The sequence below is a fragment of the Promineifilum sp. (SeqCode) genome (genome assembly GCF_041918635.1).
In the GTDB taxonomy this organism is placed as follows: Bacteria; Chloroflexota; Anaerolineae; order Promineifilales; family Promineifilaceae; genus Promineifilum.
Genome location: NZ_JAYRVJ010000230.1, coordinates 1 through 14613 on the forward strand (window position 1 = coordinate 1; position 14613 = coordinate 14613).

At 64.8% G+C, this 14613-nt stretch carries 14 protein-coding genes and 1 pseudogene; 3 read left to right on the forward strand and 12 right to left on the reverse strand.

Translation table 11 applies throughout. From position 1 onward, the window contains the following. The 6 genes and pseudogenes from ACE3UY_RS07855 to ACE3UY_RS07880 form a co-directional block, all read right to left on the reverse strand. Window positions 1-1053, reverse strand: a pseudogene (locus tag ACE3UY_RS07855) (hypothetical protein); the annotation flags it as partial. Beyond that, window positions 1050-1520: a hypothetical protein gene (locus ACE3UY_RS07860; RefSeq protein ID WP_374686991.1), complete on the reverse strand. Its 471-nt coding sequence runs from the start codon at window positions 1518-1520 to the stop codon at window positions 1050-1052. The gene ACE3UY_RS07860 and the pseudogene ACE3UY_RS07855, both read right to left, overlap by 4 nt. A gap of 67 nt (window positions 1521-1587) precedes the next feature. Continuing rightward, window positions 1588-2151: a hypothetical protein gene (locus ACE3UY_RS07865; RefSeq protein WP_374686992.1), complete on the reverse strand. Its 564-nt coding sequence runs from the start codon at window positions 2149-2151 to the stop codon at window positions 1588-1590. 59 nt (window positions 2152-2210) lie between these two features. Then, window positions 2211-3911: a phage tail sheath C-terminal domain-containing protein gene (locus tag ACE3UY_RS07870; protein WP_374686993.1), complete on the reverse strand. Its 1701-nt coding sequence runs from the start codon at window positions 3909-3911 to the stop codon at window positions 2211-2213. Window positions 3912-4032: 121 nt separating this feature from the next. Beyond that, window positions 4033-5103 carry a hypothetical protein gene (locus tag ACE3UY_RS07875; RefSeq protein ID WP_374686994.1) on the reverse strand — a complete coding sequence of 357 codons (1071 nt, stop codon included), beginning with the start codon at window positions 5101-5103 and terminating at the stop codon, window positions 4033-4035. A gap of 499 nt (window positions 5104-5602) precedes the next feature. Then, the gene (locus tag ACE3UY_RS07880) at window positions 5603-6604 is read right to left on the reverse strand and encodes a BTAD domain-containing putative transcriptional regulator (RefSeq protein ID WP_374686995.1); all 1002 of its coding nucleotides are present in this window, start codon (window positions 6602-6604) and stop codon (window positions 5603-5605) included. Window positions 6605-7252: 648 nt separating this feature from the next. Between ACE3UY_RS07880 and ACE3UY_RS07885 the strand changes: the two genes are divergently transcribed. The 3 genes from ACE3UY_RS07885 to ACE3UY_RS07895 are packed head-to-tail and all read left to right on the forward strand — an operon-like array spanning window position 7253 to window position 9710. Next, window positions 7253-8218: a carbamate kinase gene (locus tag ACE3UY_RS07885; RefSeq protein WP_374686996.1), complete on the forward strand. Its 966-nt coding sequence runs from the start codon at window positions 7253-7255 to the stop codon at window positions 8216-8218. 35 nt (window positions 8219-8253) lie between these two features. Then, window positions 8254-9033 (forward strand): hypothetical protein, encoded by a 780-nt coding sequence (locus ACE3UY_RS07890; protein ID WP_374686997.1) that lies wholly within the window; start codon window positions 8254-8256, stop codon window positions 9031-9033. Beyond that, on the forward strand, window positions 9009-9710 hold the full coding sequence (locus tag ACE3UY_RS07895) for a response regulator transcription factor (protein ID WP_374686998.1): 702 nt from the start codon (window positions 9009-9011) through the stop codon (window positions 9708-9710). Before ACE3UY_RS07890 ends, ACE3UY_RS07895 begins: the two co-directional genes overlap by 25 nt. Before the next feature lie 82 nt (window positions 9711-9792). On the opposite strand, the gene ACE3UY_RS07900 is transcribed toward ACE3UY_RS07895, so the two are convergent. From ACE3UY_RS07900 to ACE3UY_RS07925, 6 genes are all read right to left on the reverse strand, one after another. After that, on the reverse strand, window positions 9793-10440 hold the full coding sequence (locus ACE3UY_RS07900; protein ID WP_374686999.1) for a flavin reductase family protein: 648 nt from the start codon (window positions 10438-10440) through the stop codon (window positions 9793-9795). Between the two features lie 114 nt (window positions 10441-10554). Continuing rightward, window positions 10555-11304, reverse strand: coding sequence for an aspartate/glutamate racemase family protein (locus tag ACE3UY_RS07905; protein ID WP_374687000.1), 750 nt, complete (start codon window positions 11302-11304; stop codon window positions 10555-10557). A 65-nt stretch (window positions 11305-11369) separates the two neighbouring features. Beyond that, window positions 11370-12077, reverse strand: coding sequence for an ABC transporter ATP-binding protein (locus tag ACE3UY_RS07910; RefSeq protein ID WP_374687001.1), 708 nt, complete (start codon window positions 12075-12077; stop codon window positions 11370-11372). Beyond that, window positions 12064-12795, reverse strand: coding sequence for an ABC transporter ATP-binding protein (locus ACE3UY_RS07915; protein ID WP_374687002.1), 732 nt, complete (start codon window positions 12793-12795; stop codon window positions 12064-12066). Before ACE3UY_RS07915 ends, ACE3UY_RS07910 begins: the two co-directional genes overlap by 14 nt. Window position 12796: 1 nt before the next feature. Further along, the gene (locus ACE3UY_RS07920) at window positions 12797-13870 is read right to left on the reverse strand and encodes a branched-chain amino acid ABC transporter permease (RefSeq protein WP_374687003.1); all 1074 of its coding nucleotides are present in this window, start codon (window positions 13868-13870) and stop codon (window positions 12797-12799) included. Next, the coding region (locus ACE3UY_RS07925; RefSeq protein ID WP_374687004.1) for a branched-chain amino acid ABC transporter permease at window positions 13867-14613 on the reverse strand (747 nt) is incomplete at its 5' end. The genes ACE3UY_RS07920 and ACE3UY_RS07925, both read right to left, overlap by 4 nt.

The window sequence follows — 14613 nt, forward strand, 5'->3', positions numbered from 1 at the left end:
GTTCCGCTGGGTCGCGCCGCCCTCATCCGGCCCGGCCCATCCTTCTGAGTTCGCATCCTCAGATGCGAACGAGCCTCGGCCCGCGTCCGATCCCGTTCGCGTCCCGCGCAAGAGACTTCCGTCCGCCAACCGCCGCGGGCGCAAGCGGGAATACCACCCCGGCCCGCGCCGCTCGGCCGCGGTCTGACGGTCGCCGCCCCCCTCCCCTCGGGAGGGGTTGGGGGAGGGCTTTTCGTCGCGTCCGCCACGGCTACCCGCGCCGGCGGACGCTCCGCGCCCAACCTGCCCCAATTGCGCGGCGAGCCACCCGGCCGGGATGCGCCGGCCCTCCAGTAGGCCGCTCCATTGCGCGGCCAGATCGGCCGGCCGCTCTTCCGGCAAAAAGTGCGAAGGGAGCGACGCGGAGCCCTCCCCCGACCCCTCCCGAGGGGAGGGGCGTAAGACGCGCTGTTTGACCCGCTCGATAAGCCGGTCAGACCAATCGTGGCCGGGCTGCTTGACCAGCAGCCGATGCTCGCCCATCGGCGGCCGGTGGCCGGCGGTCGGCCGGCGGCGGTCGGCGGTCGCCAGGCGGCCTTTAGCCGCCCGCCCGCCGTGACGCGCCAGCAACTCCGGCGTCGCCCGCTTTGGCCCACCCGCGACGGCGGACGCGGCCGGCCGGTGAGACGGTTTGCGTCCCCCCGCCGTCGAGTCAGGCCGCGGCGGTCGCGGCTGGCGCGCACCGGTCGTTGGCCCGTGTTGGCCCTTGAGGCCGTCGCCCACACCCTCTCGCGGAGGGGTGGGTTTGGCGCGGCGGCGTTCGGCCTCGGCCGGCGGCGGCGGCTCTTCCTGGCCCAACTCGCCCATCAGTTCAGGCAGGCAATGCCCCAGCAGCGGCTCGCGGCGCAGCTTCGGCCCCGGCTGGTGGGCCAGATCGGCCACCCAGGCGCAGGCGCGGGCCAGCGCCGCCGGCCCGGCCGTGGCGCGCCGCACCTGCTGTTTCCAGCAGGCCGGGGCGCGCCCGCCGGCCAAAACCTTGCGAGGCGAGGGCGGGCAGAGGCGCGGCAAGGTCATGAATGCTCTCCATCGCGCCGGGCCATCTCCAAGTAGAGCAAGATCTGGCCGATAGTCAGCCCGCTGACCTCTTCCGGCGTCCAGCCGAACGTCTTCGCCAGCACAAAGCAGGCGCGCGCCAGGGGGGCCTGCACCAACTCTTCCAGTTCATCGCGGGCCGTCGTTACGCCGCTGATGGCGTTGATCCGCTCCACCAGGAAGCGGGCCACGCCGGCCGGCAACTGCGAAACCTGCTCGAACTTCAGCCCCGGCTCCACCAGCGCCTGCTGGATCATCAGCGAGGCCGAGAGGGTCTCGTCGTCGCCGGCGGCCTTGCCGATGCGCTGCAACGCCTGCACCGTCAGCGGGCGCAGCACCACCTCGGTATCGACCGGGCGATGGCCGTTGCTGCCGAGCAAGTCGGCGGGTATCTCCACCCGATGGGTTAGCGCGCTGCCGGCCAGCAGTTCTTCGGCCGTAAGAGTCATCACTCACCTCGTTACCAGACCTCAGAGGTCTCAGAAGACCTCTGAGGTCTGGCCCGTCTGGAATCGCTTACGCCTGCTCCGTGCCCGCGAAGCCTTCCGGAACCATAGCCACAGCGTCGCCGCCGCCTTCCGGCGCTTCCTGGTCGACTACGCTGATGTTCAGCGCCTTGAAGCTGAGGTTCTCCATCACGAAGTCATCCTCCGGCATGGCGTAGGCCCAGTTCTGGAACTTGACCCCTTTCAATTCCAGGCTGACCGTGTTGCCAGGCACGGCGGGGTCGTTCAGGGCGATGCGCATGCTGAAGACGGGCTGCACGTAGGGCTCGGCGATCTGGGTCGGGGCCCCACCGCGCCCCATCAGCAGGAACAGCAGCGCGCCGTTGACGTAGGCCCGCCCAACCCGGCCGCTGATATGGATGTTGCCGGGGTGGAGCGAGGTCGCGTGGCGGCGGCCGATCTCGTGGAACTCCTCCAGGTCGGTTTGGATGCAGACCTCCACGTTAGCCACGCGGCCGACGGTGGTGACCTGATACAGGTCAATGACGCTCTTAGCATCCTGCCCTTCGGGTGTATCCTCGAACGCCAGCGTCAGCGTGCCGTTGGCGCCGGTGTAGACGTTTGTCAATGCCATGGGTTTGTCTCCTGTTGCTAGTTGTTAGTGGTCAGTGCTCACTGACTACTAACCACTCTCTACTCAAGGAACATCGTCACCTTAATGAAATCGATGCTGAACACCGGCCGGACGACCATCGTCACCACACAGATGCCCTGACGCTCCTGCTCGCGGGTGGCCGAGACGTTGAGGTCGTAGCCGATCAACATCTCGTCCTCGACCATCTCGGTCAGGAAGCTGTTGATCGTCGCCCGCAACGCGCCGCGCACGCGCTCATTGTTGAGCATGCCGATGTAGGGGTCGGCCGCCGAACGCACGCCGAACTTGGCGTAGTCCACAATGCGCCGCGTGGTGATCTGCTTCCAGGCGGTGTTGGTGGAGGTGGTGATGCCCCGCACGACCTTGAAGCCGAGCTTCTCCTGCAGCGCGAACACCCGCCCCTCCTCCAGCAATACCTTTAGGTCTGGGTTGGTATACTTGCGCTGTAGTCCAGCTACCGGCAAGGGCTTGTTGGTCAGGCTGACGTGTGGATCGTAGCTGGACATGAGGCCGGCAATAGCCGCGGCGGCGTAGCTGCCAGGCAGCGTGACGTCCTTCCGTAGCACAGCGTCCGAAGCGACGATGCCGGGGGCGACGAAGACGACGCGGTCACTATTGAGGTTGTGGCCGCGAATGTCGTCGAAGGTATCGGTTAGGGCGCTGCCGACGATGCCGATGCGTTCCCGCTTGTTCTCGTCGTTGGAAGCGGCAGCCACATGAGCGGCTAATTCATCCCCGATCTCGTGATGGCTCTGACCGGCGGCGACGAGAATGTGGACGTTTTCGTTGAGGAGTTGACTGAATCCTGCTTCGAAATCTGTGGAGCCAACGCCCGCACCGTTGTTGCCGCGTGGGTTCGTCCCGCTGCCAAAGAGTTCAAACTTGGCAGGGTCAGTGGAGAGATCGGGCAAATCGGCCGCGCCTGCCCCCAAATCGCCCTCAGGCACAGTGACGAGCGCGGAATTAGCGTTGATGTCCCGCGCCAGATCCTCGCCGCTGGCGACGACGTAGACCTCTTGCATGGTACCCAGCTTCAGCGTGACCTTGCGGCTATTGGCGGACGGGACAACGTAGGACACCGTCACTACCTGATCGGCGGCGTTCGGCGCTTCGGCGGCGAAAAACTCTAGCGTTTTTGCCGCCGTGTCGATCCGAACTTGGCCGGCGGTAGGGGCCGGATCGTCCTCGTAGAAAACTTCGAACGGCGTGACGCGCCCCGTCGCCGGATTTAAGACCGTCACCCGGTTGCGGGCACTCCGTGCAATCGGGTACTTGAGGGCAATGGGCGCGTCGCCTGGGTGCTTTTCCGCCTCGATGAAACTGGTGTCGCCGGCCTCGGCCTTCGTGACCAGTATCTCGATTTCGTTGCCCCATGTGCCCGGGCTGTTGGCCCGCAGCGTCACGTTGGGGTTGCCGCCCGAGTTGAGGGCAAAGCCGGCCGCAGCCCCACCGCTGGCAATACGTACGGCATAGACCGTGGTTGCCCCATGGCGGAAGGCCAATTCCAGCGCGCGAACGAGCGAAAGAGCGTTGGGATCGGGGTTTCTCTCATTCCACGCGTCGTACTCCCCGAAAATCTCGCGCGCCTGGGAATAAGTGGCGAGCAGCGTCGGCGTATCGACCGGCCCACGGCTGGCGGTGCCGACGATGCCGACGTTGTTGACCGACACCCGCCCAGGTATGATAAGCGCTTCGGGGCGCACCTCGATGTAGACACCTGGCAAGATCATCTCGGACATAGGTTTGCTCCTGTAGAGAAAACTGGGTGGCGGTTCGGCCGCCGCTGACTATTCCTTCTATCATCAGGTGCAACGCACTTCAGAAAGTGCGTCGCACCTCAACAAGCGGGCCAACCGGTTCTCACCCGGCCCGCAAATACACAATGCCCACGTGGTCGAAGCGCGGCTCGGCGCTGCCCGGGGCGTAGGTGATGCGCAGCCGATCAATGCCGCGCCGCAACCGCAACGGCCGCTCCCATTGCAGCGAGCGGGCCAGATAGGTATCGAGCGCCTCGTCCTCGTCCACGTTCCAGTTGCCCATGCTAATCAGGTTGGGATCGGCGTCGAAGCGGTTCAGGAACTCGACCAGCGAGGGGAAGGTGAAGCGCGCGTTCAGAGCCGGGTTGTCCGGATCGGTGACCGCGGCCAGGAACTCATCGAATGTGGCGAACTCCTGAGGCGGCGCGCCGGCTGTGGCCGTCGTTCGCAGCCACTCGACCGCCCCGGTGGGCGGCAGGCCGGCCAGGAAGACGAGCGCGTTCACCCGCCGCAGATCCATGACACCGCGCAACTCCCAGGCGGGCGCGGCCACGTCGTCCCAGCGCGCCAGCGCGTCGGTGACCACGCTCGTCTCGCGGTCGGGCGAGTTGAGGGTCTCCAGATCGGCGTGGACGGGGATGCGCGCGATCAGCCCCTCGGCCCCGTCGGCGTCCTCGTAGTGATATTCGTAGAGGACTTCATAGGTGAGCGCCTTGCGCCACACGTCGAGCGAGCCGACGTGCTCGGCCAACGACGCGCCGGCCGCCTTAAGGCGCAGGAAGCCCTCCTGTTGCAGCAGGGTGCGAGCGCCTAGTAACCGGCCGTGCACGGCCGTGGATAGCTCGCCCACCTCGCCCGGCGACGCGCCCCAAAGTTGGAATTGAACCGTCGCCAGCAGCCGGCCGCCCTTGAGCGCCACGGGGGCGATGCCGTGGCGCAACTCCTGGCCGCGGTAGTGTCCCAGGCCAACCAGCTTCTGTTCGACGCCCAGAATGGTGGCGTCGGCCGCCGGCACGGGATCGGACTCTCCAGGCAGTTCGGCCACTTCCCGGAGGCGCGACAACAGGGTGTTCAACGCCTCAGTCAGGCGCGCCGTGGCGGCGGCCAGTTCGGCCGTCGCGCCGGGGCCGCTGCGGGACTCCGCTGGCTCATCGAACGAAAAGAGTGGCGCCATAGTACCTTGAAAAGGCTGAATGAACTGCCGGAGCGCATCCAGGTCTTGAAAATATCGTCTTTCGCCGCCGGGCACGTGGGTGATATGCCCGCGCCATAGGATCGATCCTGGTTCAATGGCCGTCTCTTCCGGCCACATCCGGATGACAAAGGAATGGCCCGTTTCAGTGGGTTCTGGGTCCATACGCGGGCAGCATAGCAGAGCCATGTATCCTGCGGCGTATCCTGGCGTGTAGGTTGGGGCGATCTCTTTTGTAGTTGCCATGTGGCACGGGATTCTTATCCCGTGGCCGGCTGCAGGGGAGCGGGGGTGCGGGGGTGCAGGGGAGCGGGGGCGTTCTTGAAGTGCGCATCCTCAGATGCGCGTATCGTGGGTGGACCGTCCCGCATCTGAGGATGCGGACTCTGACCGGTGCGCCTGGGGGGTGGGAATTTCGGAGTGCGCATCCTCAGATGCGCGCGTCGGGGAGCCGTCCGCATCTGAGGATGCGCACTCCGAACTAGCTTCTAGAACCCAGCAAATCATCCAGCGTCGCCGCCACGTGGTTGATGTTGCGCTGGACGAGTTGCTGCGTCTCGCCTAGCAAATGCAGCATCTGCTCCAGTTGCCGCAGCGTGTCGCGCACCTCGCCGTTCGACGAAGCGGGCGTCCGGCCGCTCGGCGTGGCGGCTCTGTCCCGTGTCTGGGTCTGTGGAGCGCTCCCCTGCTCCCCTGCTCCCCCGCCCCTGCGCTCCCCCGCTCCACTCTCCGTCAAAATGCGGCGATAGAGCGCGTTGGTGCGCTCAGAAGGGGTCACGTCGAGTTCGCGGCGCAGCGTCTCCACACACAGGGCATACTGGTGCAGCGCCTCGGAGCGGTTGCCGGCCAGGTAATGAAGGCGCATCAGACGGCGGTGGGTGCGCTCGCGCGCCGGGTCGTGGCGGAGAGCCTGCGCGCCATAGCTGATACCCGCCTCATAGCGGCCGTGGGCGGCGCAATGGCTGATCAGCTTGTCCACCAGCACCAGATACATACGCTCCAGCCGCTCGCGCTCGAACAGTACCCACTCCTGATACCAGCCTTCCAGCAGATCGCCGCGGTAAAGCGCGACGGCCGCCTCTACGTGCGAGGCCGTCGCCGAGTCCATTACTTCGCCGGCGACGTCTTGCGCCTGCCGGTAGGCGCACTCGAATTGGGCCACGTCGAGCCACAGGTCCGACTCAGCGTTGGCCTGGAGCCACTCCCCTTCGGCGCACAGAAAAGGCTCGGCGGTTGGCGGCGACAACTGGGCCAGCGACACCTGCAGCTGCCAGATGGTCTTGCGCAGGTAGCTTTTGGCCTGGACGGCGGGCACGTCGGCCCATAGGAGCGTCGTCAGCGTCTCGCGCAGGTGGGGCCGGCTGCCATGTAGCAGCAGATAGCCGAACAGCTCTTGCACCTTAGCGCCGTTCAGAGAGGAGGCCGGCCCGTTGCCGGATTCCATCGTGAACCTGCCAAAGAGGTAGACGCTTAACGCTGCCATACCAGCCACTTTTTGACGTTCAGTTCTGCTAATCCTGGGTCCGGCACTACTGGGCCCGAAACGCCTCTATCAAGGAGAGGCGATACACATCACAAATTGACGCAGGCCGAAGCGCGGAGTTGTATAGTCCCAATTGATGATGTGGCGACGCGATGTCAGGGACAATCCGCTACCAATACAATTGTGGCGCCCATTCACTGGCACATGAATGCGACAGGATCACAGTATAATAGCGCAAGCGCTCTTGTCAATAGGCTCGACCGAGCCTGGCCACCCGCATGCTCTTTCGAACCCTGGCGGCCATACACCTAGCCATTATGAAGGCAATCGCTTGGGCAAAATCCCGATTCCCTATCAATAATCCCGCGTCCAGACCTGACAGAGGGCCATAAGTGCGTCCTACCTGGGGAAGTGGAGCGCACGCCGGGCCACCCATCTGTGTAGTACTTTAGTCAAGCTTGAAAATCTCCCATCATCCGGTATGCTCCATACTGCTCGCAACGGACAAGCGGCATCGCGACGATGGGGGTGGTCGGCTGCCCCAAAGACACTCCAGCTTGACCACCCTACTGCTTAGCGCCCGCCCAACCGCGCTTTGCTCGAAAGCCCGCTGCAAGTGCTCGAACAGGATTAGGAGAGGAATTTGCAATGAAAAAGGCAGTCGTGGTACTTGTCAACGGCGAAGTGCTGGCCAACGGCTTCGATAGCTCCATCGCCAGCCAGCGCGACAACGCCCGCACGCTGGCCGAGGGCCTCGCTCCGATCCTGGATAGTAATTGGCCGCTCGTCATCATGCACGGCAATAAGCCCCAGGTCGGCTTCGTCCTCCAGCGTTCCGAGCTTGCCAGCCACGCCCTCCACCCCATCCCCCTCGACGTATGTGGCGCCGACACGCAGGGAGCTACCGGCTATATGCTGGCGCAGGCGCTCCGAAACGTGTTGACCGAGCGGGCCAACCGTCGGGCGGTCATGTCCCTCATCACCCAGACGGTGGTGGATGACCAGGACCCGCTGTTTCACGAGCCTACCAAAGCCATTGGCCCCTACTTTGACCGGCTCACGGCCGAGCAGTACCGCCAAACCCGCGGCTGGCACATGCTACTGGAGCAGGGGCGGGGCTACCGGCGCGCCGTGCCCGCCCCCACCCCACTGGAGGTGGTGGAGATGGAAGCTATCACCCAACTGGCGCAGAGCGGCGCGGTCGTCGTGGCCGGTGGCGGCGGGGGCATCCCGGTTGTGCGCTCGGCCGGCGGCGCGCTGCGAGGCGTTGAGGCTGTGGTGGACACCGATCAGGTCGCTTGCATGATCGCCAAAAGCGTGCACGCCGCCGTGATGCTGATGCTCATCGAGAGAAACGACAAGTTCATCCTGCTGCGCCTGAATACCGAGCAGGATCGCCACCTCTCGCGCGACGAACTGAACGCGCTGCTGGCCGCGGGGCCGATCCCGTCCAATATGGTGGAAGCCAAGTTGCGCGCCGCCGCCACTTTTCTGCAAGACGGCGGCGAGCAGGTCATCATCACAACCCTGCGCAAGCTGCCGCAGGCCCTGCAAGGTGAAGCCGGCCTCCGTATCGGCGCCGAGCGCCTGGTGATTGCCCAGCCCTCCGCCTGACCGGCGCGGCCGGGCAAGCTGCTGTAGTACCAGTCATGAACATCGAAGATCCGATCTCGTCGGAACCATTGAATTTGTCGCCCGATAGCAGCGATACCGAACTCTGGTCGCTGTACGCCGACGTCAGCCAGCGGCTCCAGGTGTCATCGGCCTCGATCAAGGCCGCCATCACCAGCCTGCTGGATAACAGCATCATTTGGGACCGCTCCGCCCAGCGCGAGTTTATGCAGACCATCGACAAGAGCATCGACCACATCTCCGGCATGATGGCCGCCATGACGCTGGCGATGCAGTCCGAGGGCAGCATCCTCAGGTTGGGGCTGGAGCCGAGCAGCATCCCGGAAATCCTGTTTCGCGCCGTGGATGGGTTGGAAAAAAGCGCGCCGGGGCTGGCCGTGACGCTGGCGCTGCCCGGCGAGGGCCGGCTGGCGCTGGTAGACTACGACTATCTGCGCATGGCCCTCAAGCTGTTGTTCGAGGCGCTGATCAGCGCCGGCAACGCGCCGCCCACAACGCTGAGAATCAGGGCGGAACAGACCGCCGCTGATTGGCAGATTCACGTGGAAGGGGATTTCGCCCGGGCGGCGACCGTCCTCATTGCCTGGTTGGGCAGCGAGACGACCCAGCCCTTGCCGCTCGCCAGCGGCGCGCCCGGTGGCATCCCGGCCGAGGCGAGGCTGAAGGCATTCACGGCGGCCCGCCTCTTGAGACAACAGCGGATCGCCCTGTCGGTGCCGGAAGGGGCAACGCCCATCTCCTTCACGCTCACGATTCCACACTCAGGGGAAAGATGGAAGTCAGCCGCGTCCTCCTGATCGGGGACCAACTGGAGATTCTGCGCACACTGCGCCGCAACCTGTCCGGCCGGGGCTACGAGGTGACTCTGGCGCTGGACGACCGCGATGCCGTGGACGTGGCCGCGCGCGAGCGCATCGATCTCTACGTGATCCTTCTCGACTTCACCATCGACGTGGACGGTCTGACGGTCTGCAAACGGATACGCGCCCAGTCCCAGGCGCCCATCATCGTGCTGTCCACCATCGGCGCGGAACAGACCAAGATCAGGGCGCTCGATCTGGGGGCTGACGATTACCTGGAAATGCCTTTCAGCATGGAGGAGTTCCTGGCCCGCGTGCGCTCCGCCCTGCGGCGCTGGGTGGCCCACAAACACAGCAGCGACAGCACGCCGGATCGCCGCCTCATCACCTCCGGCAAGCTGCTGATCGATTGCGACAGTCACCAGGTGCTCTGCGATGGCGACGAGATTCATTTGACGCCGACAGAGTTCCGGCTGCTGGAATACCTGGCCCATAATCAGGGCAAGGTCATCTCGCATCGCAAGATCTTGCAGGAAGTCTGGGGGGCTGAGTACGGTGACGAGCGGGAGTATTTGCGGGTCTACATCTCCCAACTGCGACACAAGATCGAGAGCGAGCCGATGAACCCCGAGCACATCCTCACCGAGCCGGGCGTCGGGTATCGCTTTAGCTGAGAAAGAATCCACAGATATCCCAGATTTTCAAAGGGATGCGCGAAATCTGGGATACCTGGATGACCTCGGAAAGGTGCGCGGATCAGGCGGATTCGGACATCGCTTCTTCGAGGGAGGGGATCGGCAGCAGAAGTAGTTCCCCGATCCGCGTGTACTCGACACCCCCGCCCAGGCGCGTGAGCGGTTGCAGCGCCACCGTATCAACCAGCCCTATCTCCGGCCGGTAGAGCGCCTCGCGGATGTGGAAGCGCACCACGCGCCCCAGCACCATGACGTTCGTCGCCCCTTCGACCGGGATGATCTGCGTCACCTTGCACTCCATCGCCACTGGCGCGCACGTCAGCCGCGGCGGGCGCACGTCCACCGCGGGCGCTATCTCCAGGCCGCACAGCTCGATCTCGTTGAACGCCTCCGGCCACTCCACCGCCGAGCGAATCATCGCCTCGGCCGACGCCTCATCCACTACGTGGCACACGAATTCGCCCGTCTCGCGCACGTTGCGCAGGGTGTCCTTCTCGCGCGGCTCCCGCCGGCGATAGGAGACGGAGAACATGATCGTCGGCGGGAAGCCGGCGACGGCGTTGTAGAAAGAGAACGGGGCCAGGTTAGGCCGGCCCTCCCCGTTAACCGAAGTGATCCAGGCGATCGGCCGCGGCGCGACGACACTGGTCAGCAGGCGATAGGGGGCGGGATCGGTCATCTCGCCGGGGACGAAAGTTAGCATAGACATGGGTCCACCGTAGGGGCGCACCGGCGTGTGCGCCCTTGTTCAAACAGATGTAGGGGCGCACCGCTGTGTGCGCCCTGTGGAACGTGGGCAGACACGCAGGTCTGCCCCTACTGATCACCGGCGAACATAGGGGCGGTCGAAGAGGGCGGGCAAACCGACCACCTCCTTGTACTGCGGTTGGGCGTAGGCCAATCGCTTGCTGGTGCTCAATCCGGCGGCCACCGCGCCCTCCATCAGCTTGAGCGCCGCCACGACGCCATCCACCACCGGGACGCCCAGCGCCGCCGTCACCTTCTCGTCCAGGCCGGCCATGCCAGCGCAGCCCAGGCAGATGACATCCGCGCCATCCTGCTCGACGGCCAGACGCGCAGCGGCGATGATGGCGTTGTCCACCGTCTCCGCGCCGGCCGTCTCCAGATCGAGCACAGCCATGCCCGTTGAGCGCACCGAGGCGCACCGTTCACCCAGCCCGTAGTGGCGCACCGCGTCCCAGAGCAGCGGTTCCCACTCTCGATTGGTCGTCACCACGCTGAATTTGTGCCCCAGCACGCAGGCCAGCAACATCGACGCCTCGGCGATGCCCACAACCGGCTTGTCGGCGATCTCGCGCAGGGCATAGACCGTCGGGTGGTCGCTGTAGCAGGCGATGACGACGGCGTCGCATTCGTCGAGCCGCTCGATGGCGGTCTCCAGCGTGCCGGGCGAGCTCAGCAGTTCGTCGTAGATGCTCTCGATAGAGCGCGGGCCGGAGGTCGGGTTGACGGCCACCACGTCCGTGCCGGGAAAGGCGTGCCGCGTGGCGATGGCAGCGATCTTCTCGGTGAAGCCGGGCGACGTATTGGGGTTAATGAATAGAACGCGCATAATAGAGTCCAGACCTGACAGGTGGGGCGTTGGCGGCCAACGCCCCACCTGTCAGGTCTTGCTAATTACAGACCCAGATAAGCCCGCCGCACGTGGTCGTTCTCCAGCATCTCGCGCCCCGGCCCGTGGAGGACGACACGGCCGTTCTCCAGCACAAAGGCGCGGCTACAGATCTCGCACGAGTGGCGGACGTTCTGCTCGACCAGCAGCACGGTGACGCCCATCTCCTCATTGATGCGCGACACCAGCTTGAAGACCTGTTGCACCAGCTTGGGCGACAGGCCGAGCGAGGGTTCGTCCATCATTAGCAGCTTGGGGCCGGCCATGAGGCCGCGGCCGATGGCGACCATCTGCTGCTCACCGCCGGAGAGCGTACCCGCCATCTGGCCGGCGCGCTCCTCCAGGATGGGAAACAGGCTGTAGACCGAGTGGAGGCGCTCGTCAATGAGCGCCTTGTCCTTCACCAGATAGGCCCCCAGCCGTAAGTTCTCCAGCACGCTCATGTTGGGGAACAGCAAGCGCCCTTCGGGAACCTGGATGATGCCGTCGCCCACGATGTGGTGGGGCGGTCGGCTGCTAATGGTGTCGTCCTGAAAGGAGATGGAGCCGACCTTCGGCTTCAGGAGGCCGGAGATGGTGCGCAGCAGGGTGGTCTTGCCCGCCCCGTTGGCCCCGATGACCGCCACCAGTTCGCCCGTCTGGATGTCCAGCGAGACGTCGAATAGAACCTGGGTGTCTCCATAGGAGACGTCAACGCCATTAACCTTCAACATGGACTGCCGCCTCCCCTAGATACGCATCGATCACGGCGCTATCCTGCACCACGTCGCGCGGCGCACCCTCGGCGATCTTCTCGCCGTGGTGGATCACCACGATGCGGTCGGCCAACTCCATGATGACCTTCATCACGTGCTCGACCAGCAACATGGCGACGTTCTGCTCCTTAACCTGGCGTACTAGTTCGATGATCTCGTCCGTCTCCGTGGGGCGCAGGCCGGCCATCGCCTCGTCGAGCAGGATCATCTTCGGCCCGGTCGCCAGCGCCTTGGCGATTTCCAGCCGCTTGCGCCCGGCTACGGACAGGCTGCCGGCCAGCTGGTCGCTGCCCTTCTTCATGCCCAGGAAGTCGATGATCTCCAGGGCCTTCTGGCGCGCCGCCTCGTTATCGCCGGTGCGGTTGTAGGCCCCGATCATCACGTTATCCAGCACGCTCAGTTGCGGGAAGGGCTTCACCACCTGGAAGGTGCGGGCCAGCCCCAGCTTGCAGATCTGATCGGGCCGCATGCCGGTGATGTTCCGGCCGTCGAAGAAGACCTGGCCCTCGGTCGGCTTGTAGTAGCCGGAGATCATATTGAACGCCGTGGTCTTGCCCGCGCCGTTGGGGCCGATGAGGCCGAGAATCTCGCCGGTCTCCACCGTCAGGCTCAGGTCGTGCACGGCTACCAGGCCGCCGAAGCGTTTGGTGATGTTCTCTACCTTGAGGAGTGTCATGTTATGCCTCTTCCGTCTGGACAGGGGCCAACCGCCGGCGCAGCTTGAGATAGAGCGTGTGCAGCAGCCCGGTGACGCCGCGCGGCATGAATAGGATAGCCAGGATCAGGAAGGCGCCGTAGACGATGAGCGTCGTGCCGCTGCGCCCGCCGGAGAGGAAGCCGCGAATGAACTCCACCAGCGGCTTGTTCAGCAGGCTGCCCAGCACGGGGCCGGCCAGGCTGCCCAAGCCGCCGATGATGGGGGCGGCCATGATGATCTCCACGTTGAGGCCCAGGTCGAACACCTGCGGCGGTTCGACGAACGTCACGTACATGACGTAGAAGCCGCCGCCGATGCCGGCCATGGCTGAGCCGATGAGCAGGGCCAGGGTGCTATAGAGCGACGTGTTCACTCCCAGCGCGGCCGCCGCCGCTTCGTCTTCGCGGATAGCCATGAAGTACTTGCCCATCTTGGAGCGGTAGATGGCGTACTGGATGATGACGCCCACCACCGCCAGAACAAGAGCGATGTACAGGTAGGGCTGCTTGTTGGCGAAGATCATCTTCTGCCAGCCCGGATCGGACAGCGACAGGCCCATGCCTACCGCCCCGCCCACGAAATCCCACTTCAGGAACAGCGCTTTCATCGCCACCATCGTGGCGATGGTGAACAGCGCAAAGTAGTCCATCTTGAGGCCGTAGCGCAGGGTGATGAAGGCCACGATCAGGCCCAGGAACGCCGCCGTCAGCCCGGAGAGGGGGATACCGATCCAGGGCGAGACGCCGAACGTGTTGTAGAGCACGATGGTGGTGTAGGCCCCCACGGCCAGAAAGATGATGTGGGCGATGAGCAGCCGCCCCGCGAACCCGGCGACGATGTTCCACGAAATGCCGGTGAACATGTAGAGCGTGGTCAGCACGACGATGCCCAGGTAGTAGGGCGAACTGATGAACAGCGGCGACAGCGCGATTAGCCCCAGCACGATGAAACTGACCAGGAGTTGGGTTTTGTCCCAATCGAGCAGGATGTTCTGTAGCCAGGGCAACCGCGAGCGGCCGGCGCGGGCGGTGGCATCGACGGATTTGGTGCTCATATGCCCTTTTTCCCTCCGAAGAGGCCCGACGGCTTAAAGATGAGGATAATGATGAAGACGACCATGCTGGCGACGATCTTCAGGTCGCCGCCGATGAAGAAGCCGGCGAACGCCTCCACCAGACCGATGATCAGGCCGCCGACGAACGCGCCGATGAAGTTGCCCATCGTGCCCAACACGACGACGACGAAGGCGGTCACGCCGAAGGGCTGGCCCACGGTGGGGATCATGCGGTAGTTAGGCGTCAGCAGCACGCCGGCGATGGCCGTGACGGCTGTGCCGATACCAAAGGTGAGCCGGTAGATGAACTTGTCGTTGACGCCCATCAGCAGCGCGCCCACCCGCGACTGTGAGACGGCCCGGATGGCCGTGCCGGTGCGCGTGCGTTGCAGGAAGAGGTAGAGGAGCGTCGAGCTGATCATGGCGGCGAAAAAGGCCACCGTGCGCGGGATGCTGAAGCGGATGCCGCCCAGCACGAACACCGCCGTCTCGTAGGGCACGCGAATGACGCGCGGCTCGGCCGTCCAGAAGTACTGCACCAGACCGATGGTCAGCGTGGAGACGCCCAGTAGCAGGATGATCTGGTTCAACGGGTGCGCAGCTAGGACGCGCTGCACCAAGCCCGCCTGGATGAGCACGCCCAGCAGAAACACCAGGATGGCGACCAGCGGGATGGACAGGTACGGATCCATGCCCAACAGCGTGAACAGCCAGAAGGCGATGTACATGCCCAGCATCAGGAA

What these genes read in the sequence shown, in the direction of transcription:
- ACE3UY_RS07860 (WP_374686991.1), bottom strand. Translation starts at nt 1,520, where the DNA reads ATGACTCTTACGGCCGAAGAACTGCTGGCCGGCAGCGCGCTAACCCAT.
- ACE3UY_RS07865 (WP_374686992.1), bottom strand. Translation starts at nt 2,151, where the DNA reads ATGGCATTGACAAACGTCTACACCGGCGCCAACGGCACGCTGACGCTG.
- ACE3UY_RS07870 (WP_374686993.1), bottom strand. Translation starts at nt 3,911, where the DNA reads ATGTCCGAGATGATCTTGCCAGGTGTCTACATCGAGGTGCGCCCCGAA.
- ACE3UY_RS07875 (WP_374686994.1), bottom strand. Translation starts at nt 5,103, where the DNA reads ATGGCGCCACTCTTTTCGTTCGATGAGCCAGCGGAGTCCCGCAGCGGC.
- ACE3UY_RS07880 (WP_374686995.1), bottom strand. Translation starts at nt 6,604, where the DNA reads ATGGCAGCGTTAAGCGTCTACCTCTTTGGCAGGTTCACGATGGAATCC.
- ACE3UY_RS07885 (WP_374686996.1), top strand. Translation starts at nt 7,253, where the DNA reads ATGAAAAAGGCAGTCGTGGTACTTGTCAACGGCGAAGTGCTGGCCAAC.
- ACE3UY_RS07890 (WP_374686997.1), top strand. Translation starts at nt 8,254, where the DNA reads ATGAACATCGAAGATCCGATCTCGTCGGAACCATTGAATTTGTCGCCC.
- ACE3UY_RS07895 (WP_374686998.1), top strand. Translation starts at nt 9,009, where the DNA reads ATGGAAGTCAGCCGCGTCCTCCTGATCGGGGACCAACTGGAGATTCTG.
- ACE3UY_RS07900 (WP_374686999.1), bottom strand. Translation starts at nt 10,440, where the DNA reads ATGTCTATGCTAACTTTCGTCCCCGGCGAGATGACCGATCCCGCCCCC.
- ACE3UY_RS07905 (WP_374687000.1), bottom strand. Translation starts at nt 11,304, where the DNA reads ATGCGCGTTCTATTCATTAACCCCAATACGTCGCCCGGCTTCACCGAG.
- ACE3UY_RS07910 (WP_374687001.1), bottom strand. Translation starts at nt 12,077, where the DNA reads ATGTTGAAGGTTAATGGCGTTGACGTCTCCTATGGAGACACCCAGGTT.
- ACE3UY_RS07915 (WP_374687002.1), bottom strand. Translation starts at nt 12,795, where the DNA reads ATGACACTCCTCAAGGTAGAGAACATCACCAAACGCTTCGGCGGCCTG.
- ACE3UY_RS07920 (WP_374687003.1), bottom strand. Translation starts at nt 13,870, where the DNA reads ATGAGCACCAAATCCGTCGATGCCACCGCCCGCGCCGGCCGCTCGCGG.